The 23,743-nt window shown below is 72.2% G+C and carries 19 protein-coding genes and 1 pseudogene; 9 read left to right on the top strand and 11 right to left on the bottom strand.

What is annotated here, in order from left to right:
- Nucleotides 1–11 precede the first annotated feature (11 nt).
- Complete coding sequence (locus AB0O01_RS04845; protein WP_365311007.1) at nucleotides 12–1,628, bottom strand: ABC transporter substrate-binding protein; 1,617 nt, start codon at nucleotides 1,626–1,628, stop codon at nucleotides 12–14.
- Between the two features lie 748 nt (nucleotides 1,629–2,376).
- On the opposite strand from AB0O01_RS04845, the gene AB0O01_RS04840 reads away from it, so the two are divergent.
- The 3 genes from AB0O01_RS04840 to AB0O01_RS04830 all read left to right on the top strand — a co-directional run bounded on the left by AB0O01_RS04840 (nucleotide 2,377) and on the right by AB0O01_RS04830 (nucleotide 4,559).
- Nucleotides 2,377–2,601 (top strand): hypothetical protein, encoded by a 225-nt coding sequence (locus AB0O01_RS04840; protein WP_365311006.1) that lies wholly within the window; start codon nucleotides 2,377–2,379, stop codon nucleotides 2,599–2,601.
- A 255-nt stretch (nucleotides 2,602–2,856) separates the two neighbouring features.
- Nucleotides 2,857–3,603 (top strand): DNA repair protein RecO, encoded by a 747-nt coding sequence (gene recO, locus AB0O01_RS04835; protein WP_365311005.1) that lies wholly within the window; start codon nucleotides 2,857–2,859, stop codon nucleotides 3,601–3,603.
- Nucleotides 3,604–3,725: 122 nt separating this feature from the next.
- A complete protein-coding gene (locus tag AB0O01_RS04830) occupies nucleotides 3,726–4,559 on the top strand; it encodes an isoprenyl transferase (protein WP_365311003.1) in 834 nt (277 codons plus the stop codon).
- Nucleotides 4,560–4,651: 92 nt separating this feature from the next.
- On the opposite strand, the gene AB0O01_RS04825 is transcribed toward AB0O01_RS04830, so the two are convergent.
- The 4 genes from AB0O01_RS04825 to AB0O01_RS04810 form a co-directional block, all read right to left on the bottom strand.
- Nucleotides 4,652–5,074 carry a transcriptional repressor gene (locus AB0O01_RS04825; protein ID WP_365311002.1) on the bottom strand — a complete coding sequence of 141 codons (423 nt, stop codon included), beginning with the start codon at nucleotides 5,072–5,074 and terminating at the stop codon, nucleotides 4,652–4,654.
- A gap of 62 nt (nucleotides 5,075–5,136) precedes the next feature.
- Nucleotides 5,137–6,039 (bottom strand): metal ABC transporter permease, encoded by a 903-nt coding sequence (locus AB0O01_RS04820; protein WP_365311001.1) that lies wholly within the window; start codon nucleotides 6,037–6,039, stop codon nucleotides 5,137–5,139.
- The gene (locus AB0O01_RS04815) at nucleotides 6,039–6,821 is read right to left on the bottom strand and encodes a metal ABC transporter ATP-binding protein (RefSeq protein WP_365311000.1); all 783 of its coding nucleotides are present in this window, start codon (nucleotides 6,819–6,821) and stop codon (nucleotides 6,039–6,041) included. The genes AB0O01_RS04820 and AB0O01_RS04815 overlap by 1 nt, the downstream gene beginning before the upstream one ends.
- Nucleotides 6,822–6,838: 17 nt before the next feature.
- Complete coding sequence (locus AB0O01_RS04810; protein ID WP_365310999.1) at nucleotides 6,839–7,807, bottom strand: zinc ABC transporter substrate-binding protein; 969 nt, start codon at nucleotides 7,805–7,807, stop codon at nucleotides 6,839–6,841.
- 252 nt (nucleotides 7,808–8,059) lie between these two features.
- Between AB0O01_RS04810 and AB0O01_RS04805 the strand changes: the two genes are divergently transcribed.
- Both AB0O01_RS04805 and AB0O01_RS04800 read left to right on the top strand, forming a co-directional pair.
- Nucleotides 8,060–9,442 carry a glycine--tRNA ligase gene (locus tag AB0O01_RS04805; RefSeq protein ID WP_365310998.1) on the top strand — a complete coding sequence of 461 codons (1,383 nt, stop codon included), beginning with the start codon at nucleotides 8,060–8,062 and terminating at the stop codon, nucleotides 9,440–9,442.
- Nucleotides 9,443–9,643: 201 nt separating this feature from the next.
- Entirely contained in the window at nucleotides 9,644–10,255 is a 612-nt protein-coding gene (locus AB0O01_RS04800) for a LysE family translocator (protein WP_365310997.1), read from the top strand.
- 6 nt (nucleotides 10,256–10,261) lie between these two features.
- On the opposite strand, the gene AB0O01_RS04795 is transcribed toward AB0O01_RS04800, so the two are convergent.
- Nucleotides 10,262–11,335, bottom strand: coding sequence for a chitinase (locus AB0O01_RS04795; protein ID WP_365310995.1), 1,074 nt, complete (start codon nucleotides 11,333–11,335; stop codon nucleotides 10,262–10,264).
- 265 nt (nucleotides 11,336–11,600) lie between these two features.
- Here AB0O01_RS04795 and AB0O01_RS04790 point away from each other — a divergent pair, with 265 nt between their 5' ends.
- Nucleotides 11,601–12,578: a zinc-binding dehydrogenase gene (locus tag AB0O01_RS04790; protein ID WP_365311246.1), complete on the top strand. Its 978-nt coding sequence runs from the start codon at nucleotides 11,601–11,603 to the stop codon at nucleotides 12,576–12,578.
- 80 nt (nucleotides 12,579–12,658) lie between these two features.
- On the opposite strand, the gene AB0O01_RS04785 is transcribed toward AB0O01_RS04790, so the two are convergent.
- Nucleotides 12,659–12,880, bottom strand: a complete 222-nt coding sequence (locus AB0O01_RS04785; RefSeq protein ID WP_365310994.1) for a hypothetical protein — start codon at nucleotides 12,878–12,880, stop codon at nucleotides 12,659–12,661.
- Nucleotides 12,881–12,997: 117 nt separating this feature from the next.
- Between AB0O01_RS04785 and AB0O01_RS04780 the strand changes: the two are divergent.
- A pseudogene (locus AB0O01_RS04780) lies at nucleotides 12,998–13,875 on the top strand (alpha/beta hydrolase).
- Nucleotides 13,876–14,060: 185 nt separating this feature from the next.
- Here AB0O01_RS04780 and AB0O01_RS04775 read toward each other — a convergent pair.
- A complete protein-coding gene (locus AB0O01_RS04775) occupies nucleotides 14,061–15,506 on the bottom strand; it encodes an MFS transporter (RefSeq protein WP_365310992.1) in 1,446 nt (481 codons plus the stop codon).
- Nucleotides 15,507–15,634: 128 nt separating this feature from the next.
- Here AB0O01_RS04775 and dusB point away from each other — a divergent pair, with 128 nt between their 5' ends.
- Nucleotides 15,635–16,846, top strand: coding sequence for a tRNA dihydrouridine synthase DusB (gene dusB / locus AB0O01_RS04770; RefSeq protein WP_365310991.1), 1,212 nt, complete (start codon nucleotides 15,635–15,637; stop codon nucleotides 16,844–16,846).
- A 27-nt stretch (nucleotides 16,847–16,873) separates the two neighbouring features.
- On the opposite strand, the gene AB0O01_RS04765 is transcribed toward dusB, so the two are convergent.
- The 3 genes from AB0O01_RS04765 to AB0O01_RS04755 all read right to left on the bottom strand — a co-directional run bounded on the left by AB0O01_RS04765 (nucleotide 16,874) and on the right by AB0O01_RS04755 (nucleotide 22,251).
- Nucleotides 16,874–18,496 (bottom strand): CDP-alcohol phosphatidyltransferase, encoded by a 1,623-nt coding sequence (locus AB0O01_RS04765; RefSeq protein WP_365311245.1) that lies wholly within the window; start codon nucleotides 18,494–18,496, stop codon nucleotides 16,874–16,876.
- Between the two features lie 204 nt (nucleotides 18,497–18,700).
- Nucleotides 18,701–20,641 (bottom strand): glycogen debranching N-terminal domain-containing protein, encoded by a 1,941-nt coding sequence (locus tag AB0O01_RS04760; protein ID WP_365310990.1) that lies wholly within the window; start codon nucleotides 20,639–20,641, stop codon nucleotides 18,701–18,703.
- Nucleotides 20,638–22,251, bottom strand: a complete 1,614-nt coding sequence (locus tag AB0O01_RS04755) for a hypothetical protein (RefSeq protein WP_365310989.1) — start codon at nucleotides 22,249–22,251, stop codon at nucleotides 20,638–20,640. Before AB0O01_RS04755 ends, AB0O01_RS04760 begins: the two co-directional genes overlap by 4 nt.
- Before the next feature lie 121 nt (nucleotides 22,252–22,372).
- Between AB0O01_RS04755 and AB0O01_RS04750 the strand changes: the two genes are divergently transcribed.
- Nucleotides 22,373–23,608, top strand: coding sequence for an ROK family protein (locus AB0O01_RS04750; protein WP_365310988.1), 1,236 nt, complete (start codon nucleotides 22,373–22,375; stop codon nucleotides 23,606–23,608).
- Nucleotides 23,609–23,743 lie beyond the last annotated feature (135 nt).

The following is a 23,743-nucleotide window of genomic DNA, read 5'->3' as shown; positions in this document are numbered from 1 at the left end:
CCTCCGTTCCGTCAGACCCAGGTGGCCTGAAGCACATTGATCCCCGGGTACGGCTGGGCCCTGACCCCGCCGAGCCGGCGCGGGTCCCAGGCGGTCATCAGCGCGTTGTGCACCACCGGGTACAGCACCGCCTGCTCGGCGACCAGGTCGATGTACCCCTGGACCAGGGCCTTCTTGCGCTCCGGGTCCGGCTCCCGGGTCGCCCGGTCCATGTCCCGGAACAACCGCCGCGCCACCGGGTCGTCCGCCCACCGGGTGTAGCCCATCCACAGGTTCTCGGGGCCGTAGTTGTAATGCATGATCAGATCGGCGTCGATGCCGAACTGATTGGGGTTCGAGGCCGCGGCCACCACCTGGTAGTCCCGCTTCTGGTCCAGCTTGGTGAAGACCGCCGTGGTCTCCTGCGGCGCCAGCGTGGTCTTCACCCCGATCGCGTCCCAGGACGCCTTGATGGTCGGCAGACAGTCCATGATCCAGCTCACATTGGACGCCATCAGCTCCACGCCCAGCCCGTCGGCCCCCGCCTCCTTCAGCAGCCGCCGCGCCCGGTCCGGGTCGTACCCGTAGACCGTCCGCGCCCGCCGGTACGACGGATTCCCCTCGTCCAGGAACGAGGTCGCCGCCCGCCCGTGCCCCTTGAGCGCCACCTGGACGATGGTGTCGGTGTCCACCGCGTAGCGCAGCGCCTGCCGCACCCGGACATCGCCGAACGGCCGGTGCGCGGTGTTGAACATCAGGAACAGATTGTTCATCCCGGCCCCGCTCCCCACCTCCATCCCGCCCCCCTCCAACTGGCCGATGTTGGCGTACGGGATGTTGTCCGCGATCTGTACACCCGCCCCGGCGCCGGAGATCATCGCGACCCGGGGGGCGGCGTCCACGATGGTCAGCCAGTTCATGGTCCGGAAGGCGGGCGGGCGCGGCCCGTTGTAGCCGTCGAACGCCGCGAAGACGGTGTTGGACTTCGGGTGGTGCGCCGACTGCCGGTACGGCCCCGAGCCGATCGCCAGCCCCTTGATCGCGTCGTCCCAGGCACCCGGCCGGGAGAACACATGCCGGGGCATGATCTTGGCCAGCGTCAGCCGGGACACCCCGTCCGGGAACGGGAACTTCAGCTCCAGCCGCACCCGCCGCGCGTCGATCCGGGTCACCGCCCTCAGCCAGGGCGCGAAGAACCCCTTGGCGAGGGTCGGGGTGTCCGGGTCGAGGATCCGGTCGAAGACGAACACCACGTCGTCCGCCGTGACCGGCGTCCCGTCGTGGAACCGCGCCCCCTCCCGCAGGGTGAACGCCCAGGTGGTGGCGGACGGGTCCGGCGGCAGCGCGGTGGCCAGCGCCGGGTAGGGCGCCCGGGAGATCGGGTCGGTGTCGACCAGTCCCTCGTAGATGTGGTTGTTGGCGGCCATGGCGAACGCCGACGCGGTCTGCGTCGGATCCCAGTTGCCGTCGTTGCCGTAGCCGATCACCGCGGTCAGCGAGCGGTCCCGGCCCGAGCCGCCGCCGGTGTAGATCGTCGACTCGGGCCCGCACCCGGTCAGCGACACCGCCGCGACGGCGCCCAGCGCCCCGGTGTGCTTCAGAAACGTCCGGCGCGACGGCACCGGGACGCCACGGGACACAGCGCGCACGGGTCCTCCAGCGGTGGGGGGAGAGGAAGCGTGGGGTGAGGAACGAGGCGGGGGAGGGGGTGGTGGGGCTCTTGGGGTCGGCGGGGTAAATCGGGAGATACGACGTTCTATGTCCTGATCATCGTGACCATAGGAAAGGCACACTGCGTGGTCAAGGGATCACACACGAATGGCCGACACGTCCCGCCGCAGAGCCGACGGTTCACGCCCCCTGTGCCTTCGGGCGCCCCCGTGATCCGCCGGCCGACGGCGCCCGGTCCGCCGTCGGGGCCGGATCGGCCGAGCCGCCGCCCGACGCCTCCCCGGCCGCCACCGCTAACCCTCCCGCCCGCCCGCCTCGAATTCCGCCGCAACTGCTCGAAAACGCCGCCGATTTACGGATTGAGTCGAAGCCTTGTTAACGGCCGCGACAATTTTGGCCGAGATTTTCCCGAGGGCGCGGTACGGTCTCCTCAAGGTCGGTCACGCACCCCACACCAGGTACCGAATCGGCCCCTGGTCATGCCCAACACCCTTGAATGGGCAGGCACTTGTATCCCGGCGGAACAAAAGAGGCCGGTGAGTCTACGGCCCGCCGTACCGCCATGGAGCCAAAAGCATGAGATACGGAAAAGCCGGGGAGTCACGGGGCAGCACAGGGCGCGGCGCGATGCGCCGAAGAGGTGGAGGGAACGTTGAAAAAAATGCGGGCCGCAGGCGAAAAGGCCGGGATTTCTCCGGCACCCGGGCGCATCGAGGCGGCTGGGCTGTGAGTACACCGAAGCCGCCGATCGGCTCGTACGTCGTCGACACCCGTACCGGGCAGGTCGGCGTCGTCATGGGCCACGAAGGGCCGTACGTCCAGTTGCGGCCCTTCGGCGGCGGCCGGGAGTGGGACTGCCCGCCCGGCACCGTCCGGGCGGCCAGCGGCGCCGAGCGGCTGCGCGCGGCCACCGCCTACCAGAACGCGCGCAGCCGGGGCGAGGTCCCTTGAAGGGACTGCGCCCGAAGCGACTGCGCCCGACGGGACGGCGACCGGAGGGACTGCGTCCCAAGGGACTGCGACCCTCGAAGGGCCTGCGGCGGCCACGCGCACCGGCCGTGTGGGCAAGAATGGGGCCATGACCCAGTCCCGCGCCGACACCCCGCGCCCCCCGCACCCGGCGGGTGAGCCGCACCGGCCGGCGCCGCGCCCTCCCGGGGGACCGACCGAGGTCTCCGGGACCCGCACCCACGGAGGTGCGCGGCGATGAGCCTGTTCCGGGACGACGGCATCGTGCTGCGGACGCAGAAGCTCGGCGAGGCCGACCGCATCATCACCCTGCTCACCCGGGGCCACGGCCGGGTCAGGGCGGTGGCCCGCGGCGTGCGCCGCACCAAGTCCAAGTTCGGCGCCCGGCTGGAACCGTTCTCCCATGTCGATGTGCAGTTCTTCGCCCGGGGCGGTGAACTGATCGGCCGCGGTCTGCCGCTGTGCACCCAGAGCGAGACCATCGCCGCGTACGGCGGCGGCATCGTCACCGACTACGCCCGCTACACCGCCGGCACCGCCATGCTGGAGACCGCCGAGCGGTTCACCGACCACGAGGGCGAACCGGCCGTCCAGCAGTATCTGCTGCTGGTGGGCGCCCTGCGCACCCTCGCCCGCGGCGAGCACGCCCCGCACCTCGTCCTGGACGCCTTCCTGCTGCGCTCCCTCGCCGTCAACGGCTACGCGCCCAGCTTCGGCGACTGCGCGAAGTGCGGGCTGCCCGGCCCCAACCGCTTCTTCTCGGTCGGCTCCGGCGGCTCGGTCTGCGCGGACTGCCGGGTGCCCGGCAGCGTCGTACCCTCACCGCAGAGCCTCACCCTGCTCGGGGCGCTGCTCACCGGCGACTGGGCCACGGCGGACACCTGCGAGCCCCGGTACGTCCGGGAGGGCAGCGGACTGGTCTCCGCCTATCTCCACTGGCACCTGGAGCGCGGCCTGCGCTCCCTCAGATACGTCGAGAAGTGAGCGCGTCGAAAACGAGCGCGTCAGCGCGTCAGTGGACGAGCGCGTCAGCACGTCGGTCAGTCGGCCGGCACCGTCAGCCCAGCCGGCCCAGCCGGCACACCGCACAGGAAGACGAGAAGCACATGGTGGTACGCGGGATTCTGGGACGCCAGCGCCGCGAGTACAGCACGCCGGAACCGCACCCCTCCGGCGCCCGCCCGCCGAAGCTGCCCGGTGAGCTGATCCCGCGCCATGTGGCGATCGTCATGGACGGCAACGGCCGCTGGGCCAAGGAACGCGGACTGCCCCGCACCGAGGGCCACAAGGTCGGCGCGGAGCGGGTGCTCGATGTCCTCCAGGGCGCGATCGAGATGGGCGTCGGCAGTATCTCCCTGTACGCCTTCTCCACCGAGAACTGGAAGCGCTCGCCCGACGAGGTGCGCTTCCTGATGAACTTCAACCGCATGTTCATCCGCAGGACCCGCGACCAGCTCGACTCGCTCGGGGTGCGGGTCCGCTGGGTGGGCCGGATGCCCAAGCTGTGGAAGTCGGTCGCCAACGAACTCCAGATCGCCCAGGAGCAGACCAAGGACAACGACCGTCTGACCCTCTATTTCTGCATGAACTACGGCGGCCGGGCCGAGATCGCCGACGCCGCCAAGGCCCTCGCCGAGGACATCCGCACCGGCCGCCTCGACCCCGGCAAGGTCACCGAGAAGACCTTCGCGAAGTACCTGTACTACCCGGATATGCCGGATGTGGACCTGTTCCTGCGCCCCAGCGGCGAACAGCGCACCTCCAACTACCTGCTGTGGCAGTCCGCCTACGCGGAGATGGTCTTCCAGGATGTCCTGTGGCCCGACTTCGACCGCCGCGACCTCTGGCGCGCCTGCCTCGAATACGCCTCCCGGGACCGCCGCTTCGGAGGCGCGATCCCGAACGAGGACCTTTTGGCCATGGAGGGCAAGCAGCAATAGCGGGGGGGTACGGGGGGGCCGCAGGCCCCCCCCGCCAGGGGCGCGGGGAACTGCGCGACCAGCCCCCACGCGGGGAAAGCCCGAAACGGCGCTCAGACCCCCGAAGAACCCGCGGAGCACTCCGCACAGGTACCAAAAATCTCCACCGTGTGCGCCACATTCACAAACCCGTGCTCCACGGCGATCGCCTCCGCCCACGACTCCACCGCGGGCCCCGCGACCTCCACCGCCTTGCCGCACGCCCGGCACACCAGATGATGGTGGTGCTCCCCGGTGGAGCACCGGCGGTACACCGACTCCCCGTCGGACGTGCGCAGCACATCGACCTCACCGGCGTCGGCGAGGGACTGGAGGGTCCGGTACACCGTGGTCAGCCCGACCGCGTCGCCCTTGTGCTTGAGCATGTCGTGCAGTTCCTGGGCGCTGCGGAACTCGTCGACCTCGTCCAGCGCGGCGGCCACGGCGGCACGCTGCCGGGTGGCGCGGCCCTTCACGGGCGGTCCAGCGGTGGTCACTGGTTGCCTCCTTGCGTCTGCGTTGTGCCGGGCGCCATTGTGCCAGCCCGGCTCGTCCGCGGTCAGACGCCGATCTCCCTACCCGCTCCACGAGCGGCGGGAACCACGCATTCCGCGGGGTCTCCGGTGGGGTGCGCCGCGGCGGCGAGCCGTGCCCGGCGCCGGGCCAGCGGCAGCGACACCGCGGTCAGCGCCAGGAACGCGCCGATGGTCAGCAGCACGATCGTCGCGCCGGGCGGCACATCCTGGTAGTACGAGGTCACCGTACCGCCGAGGCTCACCGCCACCCCGATCGCGACGGCGACCGCGAAGGTCACCGCGAAACTCCGGCTGAGCTGCTGCGCCGCCGCCACCGGCACCACCATCAGCGCCGACACCAGCAGCAGCCCGACCACCCGCATCGCCACGGTCACCGTGACCGCCGCGGTGATCGCGGTGAGCAGATTCAGCGCCCGTACCGGCAGCCCGGTCACCCGCGCGAACTCCTCGTCCTGGCTCACCGCGAACAACTGCCGCCGCAGCCCCAGCGTGACCAGCATCACGAACGCCGCGAGCAGGCAGATCGCGGTCACATCGGACGCCGACACCGTCGACAGCGAGCCGAAGAGGTACGAGGTGAGGTTGGCGTTGGAGCCGCCGGGCGCGAGGTTGATGAACATCACGCCGCCGGCCATGCCGCCGTAGAAGAGCATGGCGAGGGCGATGTCACCGCGGGTGCGGCCGTACCAGCGGATCAGCTCCATCAGGACCGCGCCGAGCACCGAGACCAGGGTGGCCATCCAGATCGGCGACCAGGACAGCAGAAAGCCGAGGCCGACGCCGGTCATGGCGACATGGCCGATGCCGTCGCCCATCAGGGCCTGGCGGCGCTGGACGAGATAGATGCCGACGGCGGGGGCGGTGATGCCGACCAGGACGGCGGCGAGCAGCGCCCGCTGCATGAAGGCGTAGTCGAGGATCTCCATCAGCTCAGCAGTCCTGTCCGGAGGGGGCCGGCCCCCTGGGGCGCGTGCGGGTGGACGTGGTCGTGGCCGGGCAGGGCATGCTGGCCGAGGGCCTCGGGCGGCGGCCCGTCGTGCAGGACGCAGCCGTCGCGGAGCACCACCGCGCGGTCGATCAGCGGCTCCAGCGGTCCCAGCTCGTGCAGCACCAGCAGCACCGTCGCCCCGGCCGCGACCTGCTCGCGCAGGGCGGTGGCCAGCACCTCCTGGCTGGCCAGGTCGACGCCCGCCATCGGCTCGTCCATGATCAGCAGTTCCGGCGCGGAGGCCAGGGCGCGGGCGATCAGCACCCGCTGGTGCTGGCCGCCGGAGAGCGCGTCGACCGGGTCCTTCGCCCGGTCGGCCATCCCGACCAGTTCCAGGGCCCGGTGCACCGCCGACCGGTCGGCCTTGCGGAAGACGCCGAAGCGGGTACGGGACAGACGGCCCGCGGAGACCACCTCGGTCACCGTGGCGGGCACCCCGCCCGAGGCCGTGGTGCGCTGCGGGACGTAGCCGAGGCGCGCCCAGTCGCGGAACCGGGCGCGGTCGGTGCCGAACAGCTCGATCCGCCCGGCGCCCACCGGCACCTGCCCGATCACCGCGCGCACGGCGGTGGACTTGCCCGAGCCGTTCGCGCCGAGCAGCGCGACGACCTCGCCGCGGCCCACCGTGAAGTCGATCCCGCGCAGGACGGGCCGACCGCCCAGCTCGGCGCGCACCCCGCGCACGGAGATCACGGCCTCCGTCGTACCGCTTGCGCCCATGGCGTCCTCCACCGTTGTCACCTGCTGCCCAGAGCCTGTTTCAGTGCCGCCAGGTTGGCGTCCATGACCTGGAGGTAGTCGTCGCCCTTCGACCGGTCGGTGATGCCCTCGACCGGGTCCAGGACATCGGTCCGCAGACCCGCGTCGGCGGCGAGGGTCTTCGCGGTCTCGTCGGAGACGAGCGTCTCGTAGAAGACGGTGGTGACTCCGTCGGCCCTGGCCTCGTCCTGGAGTTCCTTGATCCGGGCCGGGCTGGGCTCGCTCTCCGGGTCCAGGCCGTTGATGGCCTCCTGGGTCAGCCCGTAGCGCTCGGCGAGATAGGTGAAGGCGGAGTGGTTGGTGAAGAAGACCTTGGTGCCGGTGTTCTTCAGGCCCTCGGTGAAGCGGGCGTCGAGGGCGTCGAGCTCGCCGGTCAGGGTCTCGGTGTTCTTGCGGTAGTCGGCCGCGTGGTCCGGGTCGGCCTTCGCGAAGGCGGCGCCGACGCCCTCGGCGATCTCGGCGTACTTCACCGGGTCCAGCCAGACATGCGGGTCGAGGGCGTCCCCCGACCCCTCCTCGCCCTCGTGACCCCCGTCGCCCTCGTGGCTGTGGCCCGCGCCGCCGTGGCTCTCCAGCGTGGTCAGCGAGGCGGCGTCGATCTTGGTGCCCACCTCGGACTGGGCGACCGCCTCGTCCACGGCGGGCTGGAGGCTCTTGAGATACAGCACCGCGTCGGCCTCGCCCATCCGGGCCGTCTGCCGGGCGCTCAGCTCCAGGTCATGGGGTTCCTGGCCGGGCTCGGTGAGGGTGGTGACGTTCACCAGGTCCCCGCCGATCCGCTCGGCGAGGAACTGCATCGGATAGAACGAGGCGACGACGTCGAACCTGTCGGTGTTGCCCGCGGCACCGGAGCCGGAGCCGGTGTCGGTCGAGCAGGCGGTGAGGGCGGCCAGACCCAGGGCGGTCACGGCCGCCATGGGTATGAGAGGGCGTCGTCGTACGTTCATGACAGTCATTTTCAACAATTCTGGAAACGATTGTCAACAAACCGTTCCCGGCCGCCGGTGACCGCACGGCGCCCCGCCGGGGGATCGGACCGGGGACCGGGGGTCGGTCGGCGCGATCGGGCCGTGGATCGGATGGGGGATCGGACCGGGGCCCGCACCGATTTGGCCGAGGGGGAGCCCCCGCCGGTAACCTGAAGCATTCGCTCTGAAGCATCTCGCTTCGTCGCCCGTCGTCGTAATGAAGAGAGCACCGTGGCCGCCGACAAGATCGACACCATCGTCAGCCTGAGCAAGCGCCGTGGCTTCGTATTCCCGTGCAGTGAGATCTACGGCGGACAGCGTGCCGCCTGGGACTACGGTCCGCTGGGTGTCGAGCTGAAGGAGAACCTCAAGCGCCAGTGGTGGCGCTACATGGTGACGTCGCGCGAGGACGTCGTCGGTATCGACTCGTCCGTCATCCTGGCCCCCGAGGTGTGGGTCGCCTCCGGTCATGTCGCCACCTTCACCGACCCGCTCACCGAGTGCACCTCCTGCCACAAGCGGTTCCGCGCGGACCACCTGGAGGAGGCGTACCAGGAGAAGAAGGGCCGTCTCCCCGAGAACGGCCTCGCGGACATCAACTGCCCCAACTGCGGCACCAAGGGCCAGTTCACCGAGCCCAAGTCGTTCTCCGGGCTGCTCTCCACCCACCTCGGCCCCACCCAGGACTCCGGCTCGGTCGCCTACCTGCGCCCCGAGACCGCCCAGGGCATCTTCACCAACTTCGCCCAGGTGCAGACGACTTCGCGGCGCAAGCCGCCGTTCGGCATCGCGCAGATGGGCAAGTCCTTCCGCAACGAGATCACGCCCGGCAACTTCATCTTCCGCACCCGCGAGTTCGAGCAGATGGAGATGGAGTTCTTCGTCAAGCCGGGCGAGGACGAGAAGTGGCAGGAGTACTGGATGGAGCAGCGCTGGAACTGGTACACCGGCCTGGGCCTGAGCGAGGAGAACATGCGGTGGTACGAGCACCCGAAGGAGAAGCTCTCCCACTACTCCAAGCGCACCGCCGACATCGAGTACCGCTTCCGGTTCGGCGGCAGCGAGTGGGGTGAGCTGGAGGGCGTCGCCAACCGCACCGACTACGACCTCGGCGCCCACTCCAAGGCGTCCGGCCAGGACCTGTCCTACTTCGACCAGGAGGCCCAGGAGCGCTGGACGCCGTATGTCATCGAGCCGGCGGCCGGTGTCGGGCGGGCGATGCTGGCGTTCCTGCTGGACGCCTATGTCGAGGACGAGGCGCCGAACGCCAAGGGCAAGCTGGAGCGCCGGGCCGTGCTGCGGCTCGACCACCGGCTCGCGCCGGTCAAGGTGGCCGTGCTGCCGCTGTCCCGCAACCCCGAGCTGTCGCCGAAGGCGAAGGGGCTCGCGCAGGCGCTGCGGCAGAACTGGAACATCGAGTTCGACGACGCCGGCGCGATCGGCCGCCGCTACCGCCGCCAGGACGAGATCGGTACGCCGTACTGCGTGACCGTCGACTTCGACACCCTGGAGGACAACGCGGTCACGGTGCGCGAGCGGGACTCGATGAAGCAGGAGCGGGTGTCGCTCGACCAGATCGAGGGGTACCTGGCGGGCCGCCTGGTGGGCTGCTGACGCCGGGAGCGCCGGGTACGACGCCCGCCCTTCCCTCCGGCTCGACCGGGGTGGGAGGGCGGGCGTTTCCCGTTCTGCTCCGTCCTTCTGCTCCCTCCTTCTGCTCCCTCCTTCTGCCTCCTCCGGTGCGAAGGTGGTCCCCGATAGGGGCTGCCCATTGGCCCTGTGGGGGTGCCCGGCGGGCGGGCGAGGCTGGGGCGCATGAGTATCGCGTTTCTGCTGACCACCCTCGTGGTGGTCGCCACCCCCGGTACCGGGGTCGTCTACACCCTCGCGGCCGGGCTGTCGCACGGGCGGCGGGCCGCCGTCGTGGCGGCGCTGGGCTGCACCGTCGGGATCGTCCCGCACATGCTGGCCACGGTCACCGGTGTCGCCGCCCTGCTGCACACCAGCGCCACCGCGTTCCAGGTGCTGAAGTACGCCGGGGTCGCCTATCTGCTCTACATGGCGTGGGCCACCCTCAGGGACCGGGAGGCGATCGGCGTCGAGGGCGGGGGCGCTCCGCTGTCGTCGGGCCAGATGATCTGGCGGGGCGTCCTGATCAATATCCTCAACCCCAAGCTGACCATCTTCTTCTTCGCGTTCCTGCCCCAGTTCGTCACCCCCGGCGAGCCGCGCGCGCTGCTGCGGATGCTGGCGCTGAGCGGGGTCTTCATGCTGGCGACGTTCGTGGTCTTCGCGGTGTACGGGGTGCTGGCGGCGTCCGTGCGCAGCCATGTCATCTCCCGGCCGAGGGTGATGACATGGCTGCGGCGGAGTTTCGCGGGCTCGTTCGTGGTGCTCGGCGCGAAGCTGGCCGTCACCTCGCGCTAGCGGGGCTCAACGCCCTTGCAGGGCCTTGACGTTGTCGCCGAAGGTCCAGTTGCGGGAGCCGTCCCAGTTGATGGACCAGGTCATGAGGCCCTTGAGGCTGGTGCCGTAGTTCCGCCACGCCTGGGAGACCAGGGACGGGGACATGTAGCCGCCGCCCGCGCCGGACTGGGCGGGCAGGCCGGGCACCTGCTTGTCGTACGGGACGCGGATGGTCGTGCCCTGGATGACCAGGCCCCGGTTGAGGCAGTCGGTCTGGGCGATGAAGCCCTGGACGGTCCCGGCGGAGTAGGAGTCGCCGGAGCAGCCGTAGAAGCTGCCGTTGTAGTACTGCATGTTGAGCCACCACAGGCGGCCGTTGTCGGCGTACTTCTTGATGACCGGGAGGTAGGCGCCCCAGATGGAGCCGTAGACGACGCTGCCGCCGGTGACGTACGCGGTCTCCGGGGCCATGGTGAGGCCGAAGTTGGACGGCATCTGGGCGAGGATGCCGTCGATGATGCGGATCAGATTGGCCTGGGACGCGGACAGGGTGTTGATGTTGCCGCTGCCGATGAGGCCGGTCTCGATGTCGATGTCGATGCCGTCGAAGTTGTACTTCTTCAGGATCGGCACGATGGTCGCGATGAAGCGGTCGGCGACGGTGGCCGAGCTGAGGTCGATCCCGGCGGTGGCGCCGCCGATGGACATGAGGATCGTCTGCCCGGCCGCCTTCGCGGCGCACATCTCGGACGGGGTGGCCACCTTCACCCCGGTGTCCATGCCGTCCTGCCAGAGCGCGGTGCCGTCGGAGAGGATCACGGGGAAGGCCGCGTTGATGACGTTGTAGCCGTGCTGGCCGATCCGGGCGTCGGTGATCGGGGTCCAGCCGAAGGGCGGGTGGACGCCGTTGGCGGCGCCGTCCCAGTTCTCCCAGTAGCCCTGGAGCACCTTGCCGGTGGGGCGGGACTTGACCGCGCAGGTCTCGACGGCGGCGGCGGGCTGGGCGAGGGCGAGGGGGGCGAGACAGACGGTCGCGAGCGCGGCGGCCAGCAGCCGCGCTCTGCGGCGGGCCGTGCCGAACATACGGAACGCACGGAGCATACGAGACCTCCAGGGTCTGCTGGTGGGGTGACCGTGCCGTGAGTGTCGTAGACATGACAGTCGCGCGGTCCAGACCATTCGTCAATAGGTCTGGACCAATTGCCGCCCGGGTGGGGGTGGGACGGGGGCTGCGTGGGGGCCGCGTGAGGTGGGGCCGGGTGGGGGCCGGGACCGTTGACCTCAACCTCGCTTGAGGTCCTAGCGTGCGGACGGTGAGCGCGCCGGGGTGCCCGGCGTGGATTCGTGAACGGGAGTGGTGAGCGCGATGCGAGCGGTCCAGGTGCGGGAGTTCGGCGGACCGGAGGTCCTGGTCGTGCGGGAGGTGGCCGACCCGGTGGCCGGACCCGGGCAACTGGTCGTCGGGGTCGCCGCCGCCGATGTCATCTTCTTGGACACCCTGCTGCGCTCCGGCTGGGGCGGGGACTACTTCCCGCTGGAACTGCCCTACGTCCCCGGTGGCGGTGGCGCCGGGCGGGTGCTGTCGGTGGGGGAGGGGGTGGACCCGGGGTGGATCGGGCGGCCGGTGCTGGCCCGGGGCAGCGGCGGCTATGCCGAGCGGATGGTCGCGGAGGCGGCGGATGCCGTCGAGGTCCCGGAGGGGATGTCCTTCCCGCGGGCGGCGGCGCTGCTGCACGACGCGGTGACCGCCCGGATGCTGATCACCGAGGCGGGCATCGGGACGGGCGCGTGGGTGCTGGTCGCGGCGGCGGCCGGGGGTGCGGGCTCGCTGGTGGTGCAGGGTGCGCGGGACGCGGGCGCGCGGGTGATCGCGGCGGCCCGGGGCGAACGCAAGCTCGCCCTGGCGGCGGAGCTGGGCGCCACCCTCACGGTCGACTACAGCGAGCCGGACTGGCCGCGCCGGGTGCGGGAGGCCACGGGCGGCGCCGGGGTGGCGGTGGCGTTCGACGGGGCCGGGGGAGCGCTGGGCCGCGAGGCGTTCGGGGCGGTGGCCGAGGGCGGCCGTTTCCTCACCTACGGCTCGGCGGACGGCTTCGCCGACATCGACCCGGGGACGGCACGGAGCCGGGGGGTGACGGCGATCAACGCCCTGGAGCTCGGGCCGCCGGGACCGGAGGCCGTACGGGAGATGCTGACCGGGGCGCTCGATCTGACCGCGCGGGGCCGTCTGCGGCCGGCGATCGGGGCGACCTATCCGCTGGAGCGGGCGGCCGACGCCCACCGGGCCCTCGCGGAACGGGCGACGGTGGGGAAGTCCTTGCTGGTGACGGGGGTGGAGAGCTGAGGGGAAGGGTCAGTCCGTGTCGGGAGGTGGAGAGCTGAGGGGGGAAGGGTCAGTCCGTGCCGGGGGGCTGAGCGGGCGGGTCAGTCCGTGTCGGGGGAGGGCTGAGCGGGGTCGACGGTGGCCTCATGGGCCTCGGCCAGATGCTCCTGCGCCTTCAGCCAGGGCAGGAACTGGGCGCGCCGGAGCCAGCCGCAGGTGTCGCAGGTGAGGGTGCGCTGCACCCCGGTGCGGGCGACCCGCACCACATGCTCCCGCCCGTGCCGGTCCCGGCGGCTGACCTTGCTCGTGTCGATCTGCGGCATGACGCCTCCTGCGGCCGTGGCGGTGACGGCCCGTCTCGGTGGGTGGGGGTGGGGGTGGGGACGCGGATGGGGGAAACCGGTGTGCGGTGGGGCGGGGCGGCTTGGCAGGATCGGCGCATGCCGATTGCCGAAGTGTCGTCCGGAGTGTCGCTCGCCCATGAGTGCTTCGGGAACCCGGGGAACCCGCCGGTGCTGCTGGTGGCCGGGTTCGGGTCGCAGCTCATCGTCTGGCACGAGGACTTCTGCCGGGCGCTGGCGGACCGGGGGCGCTATGTGATCCGCTTCGACAACCGGGACACCGGTCTGTCGACCCGGTTCGACGACCGTCCCGTGGACATGGGGCGGTTCGTCGCCGCCGTCCGGGGCGGGGACCTGCCCGGGGCCGGGGCGATGGTCCCGTACCGGCTGACCGATATGGCCGAGGACGCGTTCGGGCTGCTCACGGCGCTCGGCATCGAGCGGGCGCATGTCGTCGGGTCCTCGATGGGCGGGATGATCGCCCAGACGATGGCGATGATCCGCCCGGAGCGGCTGCTGACCCTGACGTCGATGATGTCCACCACCGGCGAGAGCGAGTACGGCGGGGCGAGCCCCGAGGCGAGGTGCTGCTCGGCCCGAGACCGGCGGACCGCGAGGGGTTCGTGGCGGCGGCGGAGCGCGAGCTGGTGTGGGCGTCGAAGCGGTACGGCGATGCCGCGTCGCTGCGGGACCTGGCGGGCCGGAGCCATGACCGGGCGTACTACCCGGCCGGCGTCGGCCGGCACCTCGGGGCGATGATCCTCAGCGGCTCCCGCGCGGACGGCCTGCGCCGGCTGACGGTACCGACCCTGGTGATCCACGGGCTGGACGACACCCTGATCGACCCCAGCGGCGGACGCCGTACCGCGGAACTGGTGCCCGGCGCGGAACTGCTGCTGGTCCCGGACATGGGGCACGACCGGCCGCGCGAGCTGTGGCCGGAACTGATCGACGCGCTGGCGGCGCACACCGGCTGAGCCGGTACACCCCGGACGCACCGCCCCGGACGGAACACACACAGCCCCGGGCCCCCTGTCACCTCCGCATCCCGAACGCAGTCTCCCCCGGGCCCCCCTCGCCCCGGAAGCAGGCCCCGCCGCCCCGGCCCCCGCTCACCTCCGCACCCCGCACGCAGCTCCCCACCCTCACCCCCACTCCCCGCTCACCTCCGCACCCCCACCACCTCCCGCCCCTCCGTCCCCTCCAGGAGCTTCGCCGTCCGCTCCGCGGTGGCCGCCGCCCATCGGCCGCTGGTGAGCAGCCCCACCGCCAGCACCGCCAGTCCGCACACCACCAGCACCCACCATCCGGGCCGGGCGGCGGCCACGAAGCCCTCCGCGTACGACAGGCCGCCGAGCCCGGCCGCCAGGACCGCGCCGACGATCGCGACGCCCAGGGTCTGGCCCAACTGGCGGCTGGTGGAGGCCACGGCGGAGGCCACACCGGCCTGGGACAGCGGCATCCCCGACACCGCGGTGTTGGTGATCGGCGCGTTCACGAAGCCGAAGCCGACGCCGAAGAGGGCGTACCCGAGGAAGAGGGTCACATCGGAGGTCTCGGCGTGGAACGCGGCGAACATCAGGGCCCCCGCCGTCATCGCCGGCCCGGCGATCAGCAGCGGAATCCGCGGCCCCCGCCCGCCGACCAGCCGCCCCGACAGGGGAGCGCACAGAAACGTCGGCACGGCCATCGGCAGCATCCACAGCCCGGCGTGCAGGGCGTCCAGACCCCGGACGTTCTGGAGATACAGCGTCGACAGGAACAGAAAGCCGCCGAGCGCGGCGAAGGAGCAGATGGCGATCACCGTCGCCCCGCTGAACGGCGCCGACCGGAAGAACCGCAGATCGATCAGCGGCTCGGCCCGCCTCGGCTCCACCCGCACCAGCGCCACCAGCGCGATCACCGCGACCGCCGCGAACGGCAGGACGTACGCCGGCTCCGAGTGCGGGGCCTCGATGATCGCGTATGTCAGCGAACCGAACAGCAGGATGATCAGGAGCTGCCCGACCGGGTCCGCCCGGCGGGGCTTCGCCGCCCGGGACTCCGGTACGAACCGCCAGGTCAGCAGGAGCGCGGCGATACCGACGGGGAGGTTGATCCAGAAGATCGCCCGCCAGTTGACCGCCTCCACCAGCAGACCTCCGATCAGCGGACCGGCGGCCATCGAGACACCCACCACCGCGCCCCAGGCGCCGATCGCGCGGGCGCGCTCCCGGGGGTCGGTGAAGGTGTTGGTGATGATCGACATGGCGACCGGGTTCAGCATCGAGCCGCCGACCGCCTGGATCATCCGGAAGATCACCAGCGTCTCCAGACTGGGAGCCGCCGAGCACAGGGCCGAGCCGAGGGTGAAGACGACCAGGCCCACGACGAAGACCCGTTTGCGCCCGATCCGGTCGGCCGTGGACCCGGCCAGCATCAGCAGCGAGGCGAGGACGAGGGTGTAGGCGTCGATCGTCCACTGGAGATCCGAGGTGGTGGCGTGCAGATCGCGCTGCATGGAGGGGAGCGCGATGTTCAGCACCGTGTTGTCCATGCTCACGATCAGCAGGCTCATACAGCAGATCGCGAGCACCAGCATCCGTCGGCGAGAGCTGAGCTGAGACATCTCTTCACTGTACGCCGATATCGATAGTGCGCCTAACTAATGATTATCTGTCCGGTGAGACGCCGACCGGTTCCGGCACCTGGCACATTCCCGCACCGGCACATTCCCGCACCCGGCACAATGGAGGAATGCCCACGCCCGTCCCGCCCGTCGCCCCCGCGCAGCCGTCGCCGCTGCGGATCGGTCCGCACACCGTGCAGCCGCCCGTCGTCCTGGCCCCCATGGCCGGGATCACCAACGCGCCCTTCCGCACCCTGTGCAGGCAGTTCGCCGGAGGCGACGCCTTCGCCGGAGGCGAAGCAAAGGATGGGGCCAGTGGGGGCAAGGGCCTGTTCGTGAGCGAGATGATCACGACCCGGGCGCTGGTCGAGCGCAATGAGAAGACCATGCAGCTCATCCACTTCGACCCGAGCGAGACCCCGCGCTCGATCCAGCTCTACGGGGTCGACCCGGCGACCGTCGGCAAGGCCGTCCGCATGATCGCCGAGGAGGGCCTCGCCGATCACATCGACCTGAACTTCGGCTGCCCGGTCCCCAAGGTCACCCGCAAGGGCGGCGGCTCCGCCCTCCCCTACAAGCGCCCCCTGCTCCGCGCGATCCTGCGCGAGGCCGTCACCGGCGCCGGGGACCTGCCGGTCACCATGAAGATGCGCAAGGGCATCGACGACGACCACCTCACCTACCTCGACGCGGGCCGGATCGCCGTCGAGGAGGGCGTCACCGCCATCGCCCTGCACGGCCGCACCGCCGCCCAGCACTACGGCGGCACCGCCGACTGGGACGCCATCGCCCGCCTCAAGGAGCACGTCCCGGAGATCCCCGTCCTCGGCAACGGCGACATCTGGTCGGCGGACGACGCCCTGCGGATGGTCCGTACGACGGGGTGCGACGGGGTGGTCGTCGGGCGCGGATGCCTCGGGCGGCCGTGGCTGTTCGCCGATCTGGTCGCGGCCTTCGAGGGACGGGCGGGGGAGGTGGCCCGGCCCGCGCTGCGGGAGGTCGCCGAGGTGATGGTGCGGCACGCAGCGCTGCTCGGGGAGTGGATCGGGGACGAGGCGCGCGGTGTCATCGACTTCCGCAAGCATGTCGCCTGGTATCTGAAGGGCTTCGCGGTCGGCTCGGAGATGCGCAAACGGCTCGCCGTGACCTCCTCGCTCCAGGAACTGCGGGGCGGGCTGGACGAACTGGACCTCGACCAGCAGTGGCCGGGCGGCGCGGACGGCCCGCGCGGGCGGACGTCGGGCAACAACCGGGTCGTCCTCCCGGACGGCTGGCTGAGGGACCCGTACGACTGCGCGGGCGTCGGCGAGGACGCGGAACTGGACACCTCCGGCGGCTGACTCACCTCCACCTTTCCACCCACCCTCTCAACCCGACGCGACCGACCCGAACGCCTCCAGGAACCGGTCCCGGAACGCGCTCATCCGCCACACCGGTGCCGCCGCCCCCGGCCGCAGCCCCTCCGTCCAGCCCCAGTTGGAGATCCGGGACAGCACCGCCGGATCCCTGGTGACGACGGAGACCGGGACATCCCGGCTTGCGTCGGGACCGGTGACCTTGGCCAGGGGCTGGTGGTCGCCGAGGAAGACCAGGACGGTGTCGTCCGTCCCGTAGCGCTCCAGCCATTCCGTCAGGCTCGTCACCGAGTAGGACACCGCCCTGCCGTACTCCTCCTTCGAGCGGGCGGCGCTGGGCGCGATCTCGGCGGGGCGGTGGCCCTTCGCCTCGATGGGGCCGTAGAGGGAGCCGTCGCCGAGACCGTCCCAGTCGACCCTCTCCGGCAGCGGCGCCCACGGCTGGTGACTGGACGTCAGGATGATCTCCGCCATCAGGGGCCGCTCCCGCTCCCTGCCGTGCTCCAGGCGCTCGAACGCCTCCAGCGCGTACTGGTCCGGCATCGTCGACCAACTGAACTTCGGCCCCTCATAACCCAGCTCGAAGGCGTCGTACACCCGGTCCAGGCCGAAGAAGTCCTGCTCGGGCCAGCCCTTCTGCACCCCCGGCATCACCCCGACCGTGTCCCACGCCCCCGTCCGCTGGAACACCTTGGTGAGGGTCAGCCGGTCGTCCGCCGCCGTCACCGTCCGGTACCGCTGCTGGTTGTCGATCCACAGACCGGACAGAAACGTGGAGTGGCCGAGCCAACTGCTGCCGCCGAACGTCGAGGATGTCAGCCAGCCGCTCCGCGCCCGGAACCCGGCCGCCGCCAGCGCCTCGCCCCGGGCCGCCAGCGTCCCGGTGACCCCGGGCGCGGTCACCGGGTCCTCGATCGCCGTCCGGCCGTAGCTCTCGATGAAGGCGAAGACGACGTCCTTGCCGCGCAGCTCCGGAACCAGCAGGTCCGCCGGGGTCGCCCCGTAGGGGTCGGTGCCCGCCTCCTTCGCGAACTCCGCCTCGTCCGCCAGCGTCCACCGCACCAGGTGCGCCTTCGCCTCCACCGCCGCCCGCGCCCGGTCCGCGGCCACCGGCACCCCGGCCCACTGGGCCCCCAGCGTGGCGCAGCAGATCCAGGCGGTCGCCGCGACCAGCGCCCCCCGGTGCACCGCCCCCTGGTGGTGGCCGAGGAGCCGGGCCAGCCGGACGGCCGCCGCCCCGGTCGCCGCCACCAGGACCACCGCGCCCGCCACCGCCCCCACCGTGGCGACCCAGGTGGCGGTACGGCCCATGGTGTCGACCAGGTAGGCGTGGGCGTCGTCCAGCAGGCCCCAGTCCAGCACCGGGTTGAAGCCGCGCCCCAGGTACTCGCCGAACCCCAGGTCCAGCAGATTCACCACGGTCACCGCGCCGAGCCCGGCCCCGGTCGCCCCCGCCACCCACAGCCGCGCCCGGCGCGGCAGCGCCAGCAGCACCGCCGCCGCGACGATCGGCTCCGCCGGGATCCGCGCGAACGCGGCCGGCCGCATGTCCTGCGCCGCGTTCGGCAGCACCGAGGCCAGGAAGAGGAGCAGTGCGGCCCCCGAGGTGAGCGCCGCCCGGCAGCCCCGCGCCACCCCGGGACGCGCCCGGAGCCAGCGCCGTACGATCCGCCGGGGCCGCGACAGATGGGGGAGCAGATGAGCGAGTACGGCCACCACAGGGGTCCTTCCGCACGGTCACGGTCACGATCACGTCATGACTCGACACCGTTCCGTACGGACGCCCCCTGCGGCACGTTCACCACGTCGCCGTTCTTTCGGAAAGCCCCCGGCGTACCCCTAGACGCCGCCCCCCACCGCCGTCAGCAGCCCCAGCGGCGAGGCCGCCGCCCGGGACTCCCGGACGCACGCGTGTGCGTACGGCACCGGACCCTCGCCCGCCCCCCGCTCGTACCCGGCGTACACCTCGGGCAGCCGGCCGCCCATCGCGACCGCCGCCGCCACCACGCCCTGCGCCACCGTCCGCGCCTCGTCGTGCAGCCCGTAGCGGGCCAGGCCCAGGGTGATCAGCGCGTTGTCGTGCGGCCACACCGAACCGCGGTGGTAGGAGAGCGGGTGGTAGGCCGGCTGCCCGGCCGCCAGGGTCCGCACACCCCAGCCGGAGAAGAAGTCGGGCTCCAGCAGCCGCCGTCCGACCGCCTCCCCGTACTCCTTGTCGAGCAGCCCCGACCAGAGCAGATGCCCGGCGTCGGAGGCCAGCGCGTTCAGGGCCCGGCCCTCGCCGTCCAGCGCCAGCGCCGGGAACGCCCGGTCCTCCATCCAGAAGTCCCGCTGGAAACGGTCCCGCAGATCCGCCGCCGCCTGTTCGAGCAGCGCCGCGTACACCTCGTCGCCCCACACCGTGCGCGACAGCCACGCCGTGCGGCGCAGGGCGTCGTACGCGTAGCCCTGGGCGCCCGCCGCCATCACCGGGCCGGTCGGACGGGTGCCGTCGGCGGCGCAGATCGCGCCGGGGGAGTCCTTCCAGTTCTGGTTGGCGAGGCCGCCGCGGTCGGCGCGGTAGACGAGATAGCCGCGCGAGGTCAGCCCGCCGTGGTCCAGCATCCAGCCGACGGCGGCGCGGGCGTGCGGTTCCAGGCGCCGGGCCAGTACCCCGTTGCCGGTCTGCTCCACATACGCGCCGAGCAGCACCAGGAAGAGGGGGGTGGCGTCGACCGAGCCGTAGTAGCGGCCGTAGGGCACCTGGCCGAAGTGGGCCAGCTCGCCGTGGCGCACCTCGTGCACGATCTTGCCGGGCTGGGCGACCGACTCGGTGACGGTGTCCGTCGCCTGGGTCGCGGCGAGCGCGGGGAGCGTGGCGGCGGCCAACTGGGGGCGGTAGGGGAGGGCGAAGAGGGAGGTGAGGAGGGCGTCCCGGCCGAGCAGGCTCAGGAACCAGGGGGCTCCGGCGGCCGGGACCTGGAGTTCCTCGCCGTCCGGGCCGGTCGCGGGGACATGCAGTATGGCCAGGTCCGCCAGGCCCCGGGTACAGGCCGCGGCCAGGTCCGGCCAGTCGGTCGGGAAGGCGACGCCCTCCATGAACGCGGCCTCCCGCGCCCGGACCCGCTCGGTCACCCCGCGCGGGGAGCGCGGCACCCGCAGCGCCCGCTTCTCGCCGTGCGGCCGGGCCATCACCCGCAGCAGCAGCTCGGCGGTGCCGTGCGCGGGCAGCTCCAGGGTCCAGACCAGGCGCCGGGCGCCGGTACCGGTCTCCTCCACCGCGTCCGGGGCGGGCTCGGCGGTGACCGTCGTACTGGAGCGCCATTCGCCGCGCCGGTAGCCGAACTCCACCCCGTCGTCGAGGATCTCGCGCCGCCGCACCGCGCCTGTCTTGGCGTAGGTGCGGTGGTCGGAGCGGAGTTCGAACTGGTCGGTGAAGTCGGCGTCGACGGTGAGCGCCACCCGTACCGTGACCGGCACCGGGCGGTTGCTGGTCACCCGCAGCGACTCCACGAAGGCGCTCTCCGCGACCGCCTGCTCCCGGAACAGGGTGCAGGCGGGCGGCTCGGTGCGGCCTCCGCGCGGAACGAGGACACAGCGCGCGGTGTCGCCGCCGCCGACCGGCGCGAGCGTCTCGGGCACCGCCCCGTCGACGGTGAGCTGCCAGCGGCTCAGATGCCGGGCGTCCCGCACGAACAGACCCTCGGGGGAGCCGCCGTGCCGGACACCGCTGATGTCCCCGCTGTCGTCGACGGCGGCGAACGTCCCGCCGTACACGAGCAGATGATGCCGGTCCGTCATGGCCGGTCCCCTCCCTCGGCTCCGTCGGCCGCCGGGTTCTCCGCGGCCGGTTCCATGGCGTGCAGCAGGTCGAGCGTGAGCGCGGCGGTCCAGCCGAAGCCGGCCGCGCCGCAGGGCTCGCCGGTGTACGGGTCGACGTACTCGGCGAATCCGGATGTCAGGGCGCTGTCCACGAGGGCCGTCCGCAGGGCGTCCGCCCGCCGGGCCTCGCCGTGGACGCGCAGGCCCCGCTCCAGGAGCCAGCCGGTGTTGAACCAGGCCGGCCCGCGCCAGTAGCGGTGCGGGTCGAAGGACTCCCCGAGCAGGTCGTAGCTGGGCACCAGCCGGGTGCCGGCGCCCAGCCCGAAGTGCGGTCCGGTCAGGGTGCGCAGCAGGGCGCCGCCGATCTCGCGCGGCAGCTCGGGCAGCAGCAGCGGGATCAGCCCGGACACCCCGCGCTCGGGGATGAGCGCGCCGCGCGGCTCCCGGGCACTCGGCAGGCCCTGGCCACCGGGCAGGTCGCGCCCACCGGGCAGATCCCGGCCACCGGGCAGGTCGCGCCCGCCCCGCAAGTCCCGGCCACTCGGCAGGTCGCGCCCACTCGGAAGATCCCGGCCCCCCGGCAGATCGCCGCGCCCGCCCGGCAGATCCCGCCGACTGGGCAGGTCCTGCCCGCCCCGCAGATCCCGGCACAGGAACATCCCCGCCGCCGGGTCCCACAGCCGCTCGATCAGCACCGCCGTGAGGCGCTCCGCGCGGGCGTGGCGGGCGGTGCCGCTGGCGCCCAGTTCGCGGGCGATACGGGCGAGGGCGTGCTCGGAGGCGATCAGCAGGGCGTTGAACGCGGGGTCCTCCACCATGAACGCGCTCGGCGCGTCCGCGTACCCCCCGTCCCGGTAGTCCGCCGCCAGCCGGACGTACCGGCCGTAGTCCAGGTCGGTCGGGCGGTCCTCGGGGGCGCCGTGGTCGAGGTCGGCGCGGCGGAAGGAACGGGCCGGGGCGGGCACCACCCGGGCCAGCGGGGCGTCCCAGGCGGGGCTGTTGTCCATGCCCTGCTCCCAGGGGTGGACGACGGACGCCAGCCCGCCACCGCCCAGATCCCGCCGGTGCAGCAGATAGCGGTGCCAGGCGGCGAGCTTCGGGTACATGCCGGTGAGAAACCCGCGCGCGCGGGACAGGCCGGGATCGGCCAGATGGGTCAGCCAGACCGCCAGCGCGTGCACCGGTGGCTGCACGATCCCGGATGTTTGTACGGTTCCCGGAGCGCCCGCGGTCCGCCCCGCCGTCGAGGAGCGCCAGAAGTCGGGGCTCGGGAAGTACGCGTCGAGCGGCACGGAGGGGTTGAAGACGATGTGCGGGACGCGGCCGTCACCCCACTGGGCGCGGAACAGGGTCTCCAGCTCGGTCTGGGCGCGTAACGGCGACAGATGCCGCAGCCCGATCGCGATGAACGCGGAGTCCCAGGACCACTGGTGCGGATACAGCGAGCGGGACGGCACGGTCGAGGTCCCGGTCCAGTTCCGCTCCAGGACGCGGGCCGCCGCAAGCCGGGGCGAACCGGGCGGCGGCGGTGGATCGTATGCGATCTCTCGATGCGCAGGTCGGGCGGTGAGTTGGGCGGTGCGATCCACTCGGGGCTCCCCGAAAGACATCCGGTCGGGTCGGTTCGGTCTGGGCCATCGTAGAGTTACGTCTATTTAACACGCAAAACCCAGGATGTAATGCAGACTTGGGAAACACAAGGGGGTGCGCATGAACGGTCGGAACGGGACTCGGAACGGCACGCGGAACGGGACTCAGACCAGCGCCGGTGACCTGCTGGAACTCGTCCGCAGCGGCCGTGCCGTCACCCGAGGTGCCCTCCAGCAGGCCACCGGACTCTCCCGGGCCACGGTCGGGCAGCGCCTCGACCGTCTCTTCCGCGCGGGCTGGCTGCGCGAGGGCGCGGGCGGCCCGGTCGGTTCTCCGCTCGGCGGGCGCCCCTCCATCACCCTGGAGTTCGACGCCGAGCACGCGGTGGTCCTCGCCGCCGACCTCGACACCCGGCACGCCCGTACCGCCCTGCTCACCCTGACCGGCGAGATCCTCGCGGAGAGCGGCGGCACCCTGGTGGTGGAGGAGGGCCCGGAGCCGGTGCTCGGTGAACTCGGCGGGCGGCTGGCCGAGTTGCTGCGCAAGGCCGGGCGGCTCCCCGAGGAGGTCTGCGGCATCGGCCTCGCGGTGCCCGGCCCGGTGGAGTCCGGCACCGGCCGGGTGGTGGAGCCCCCGATGATGCCGGGCTGGGACGGCTACGACATAAGGGGCCGCCTGGCCCGCTCCTTCGCCGACCACACCGGCTCCACCGCCCCCGTCCCGGTCCTGGTCGACAACGACGCCAATCTGATGGCCTACGGCGAGCAGCGCGCCGGGCACCCGGGCTGCGCGGCCTTCGTGCTGGTCAAGGTCTCCACCGGCATAGGCGCCGGCGTCGTGGTCGACGGCGCCCTGTTCCGGGGCATCGACGGCGGCGCTGGCGACATCGGCCACATCCGCGTCCCGCAGGGTGCGAAGGCGCTGTGCCGATGCGGTTCGTACGGCTGTCTGGCGGCGGTCGCCAGCGGGGGCGCGGTGGCCCGGCGGCTGGCCGAGGCCGGGGTGCCCGCGGCGTCCGGCTCGGATGTGCGCGAGCTGCTCGCCGCCGGGCACCCGGAGGCGGCGGCGCTGGCCCGGGAGGCCGGGCGCAGTGTGGGGGAGGTGCTGGCGACGGTGGTGACGCTGCTCAACCCCGGGGTGCTGATGGTTGCCGGGGACCTGGCCGGGATTCCGTTCCTGACCGGGGTGCGGGAGCTGCTGTACCAGCGGGCCCTGCCCCGCTCCACCGCCCACCTGGAGGTCCTGACCTCCCGCCTGGGCGACCGGGCGGCACTGGTCGGGGCCGGGGCGCTGGTGGTGGAGCACCTGTACGCCCCGGAGCGGGCGGAGGAGCGGCTGCGGGCGCTGGGGGTGTAGGGAGCGGTAGCCGGAGCGGAGCGGTAGCCGCGCGGCCGGGCGATGGCGAGGTTGCCGGGCCGGTGGGCGAGGTCGCGGGGCCGGTCGGCGGGGTGGTGTGGCCCGGTGGCCAAGGTTGCAGGGCCGGTCGGCAGG

Source organism: Streptomyces sp. NPDC093252, from assembly GCF_040683675.1.
Taxonomy (GTDB): Bacteria; Actinomycetota; Actinomycetes; order Streptomycetales; family Streptomycetaceae; genus Streptomyces.
Note: the sequence above shows the minus strand (reverse complement) of the source record. Positions and strands in the feature narration are given on the sequence as shown.

Excerpts from the sequence above, each read along its gene's own strand:
- recO (WP_365311005.1), top strand. The coding sequence starts at position 2,857 with ATGAGCCTGTTCCGGGACGACGGCATCGTGCTGCGGACGCAGAAGCTC.
- AB0O01_RS04830 (WP_365311003.1), top strand. The coding sequence starts at position 3,726 with ATGGTGGTACGCGGGATTCTGGGACGCCAGCGCCGCGAGTACAGCACG.
- AB0O01_RS04820 (WP_365311001.1), bottom strand. The coding sequence starts at position 6,039 with ATGGAGATCCTCGACTACGCCTTCATGCAGCGGGCGCTGCTCGCCGCC.
- AB0O01_RS04815 (WP_365311000.1), bottom strand. The coding sequence starts at position 6,821 with ATGGGCGCAAGCGGTACGACGGAGGCCGTGATCTCCGTGCGCGGGGTG.
- AB0O01_RS04810 (WP_365310999.1), bottom strand. The coding sequence starts at position 7,807 with ATGAACGTACGACGACGCCCTCTCATACCCATGGCGGCCGTGACCGCC.
- AB0O01_RS04800 (WP_365310997.1), top strand. The coding sequence starts at position 9,644 with ATGAGTATCGCGTTTCTGCTGACCACCCTCGTGGTGGTCGCCACCCCC.
- AB0O01_RS04795 (WP_365310995.1), bottom strand. The coding sequence starts at position 11,335 with ATGCTCCGTGCGTTCCGTATGTTCGGCACGGCCCGCCGCAGAGCGCGG.
- AB0O01_RS04790 (WP_365311246.1), top strand. The coding sequence starts at position 11,601 with ATGCGAGCGGTCCAGGTGCGGGAGTTCGGCGGACCGGAGGTCCTGGTC.
- AB0O01_RS04785 (WP_365310994.1), bottom strand. The coding sequence starts at position 12,880 with ATGCCGCAGATCGACACGAGCAAGGTCAGCCGCCGGGACCGGCACGGG.
- AB0O01_RS04775 (WP_365310992.1), bottom strand. The coding sequence starts at position 15,506 with ATGTCTCAGCTCAGCTCTCGCCGACGGATGCTGGTGCTCGCGATCTGC.
- dusB (WP_365310991.1), top strand. The coding sequence starts at position 15,635 with ATGCCCACGCCCGTCCCGCCCGTCGCCCCCGCGCAGCCGTCGCCGCTG.
- AB0O01_RS04760 (WP_365310990.1), bottom strand. The coding sequence starts at position 20,641 with ATGACGGACCGGCATCATCTGCTCGTGTACGGCGGGACGTTCGCCGCC.
- AB0O01_RS04750 (WP_365310988.1), top strand. The coding sequence starts at position 22,373 with ATGAACGGTCGGAACGGGACTCGGAACGGCACGCGGAACGGGACTCAG.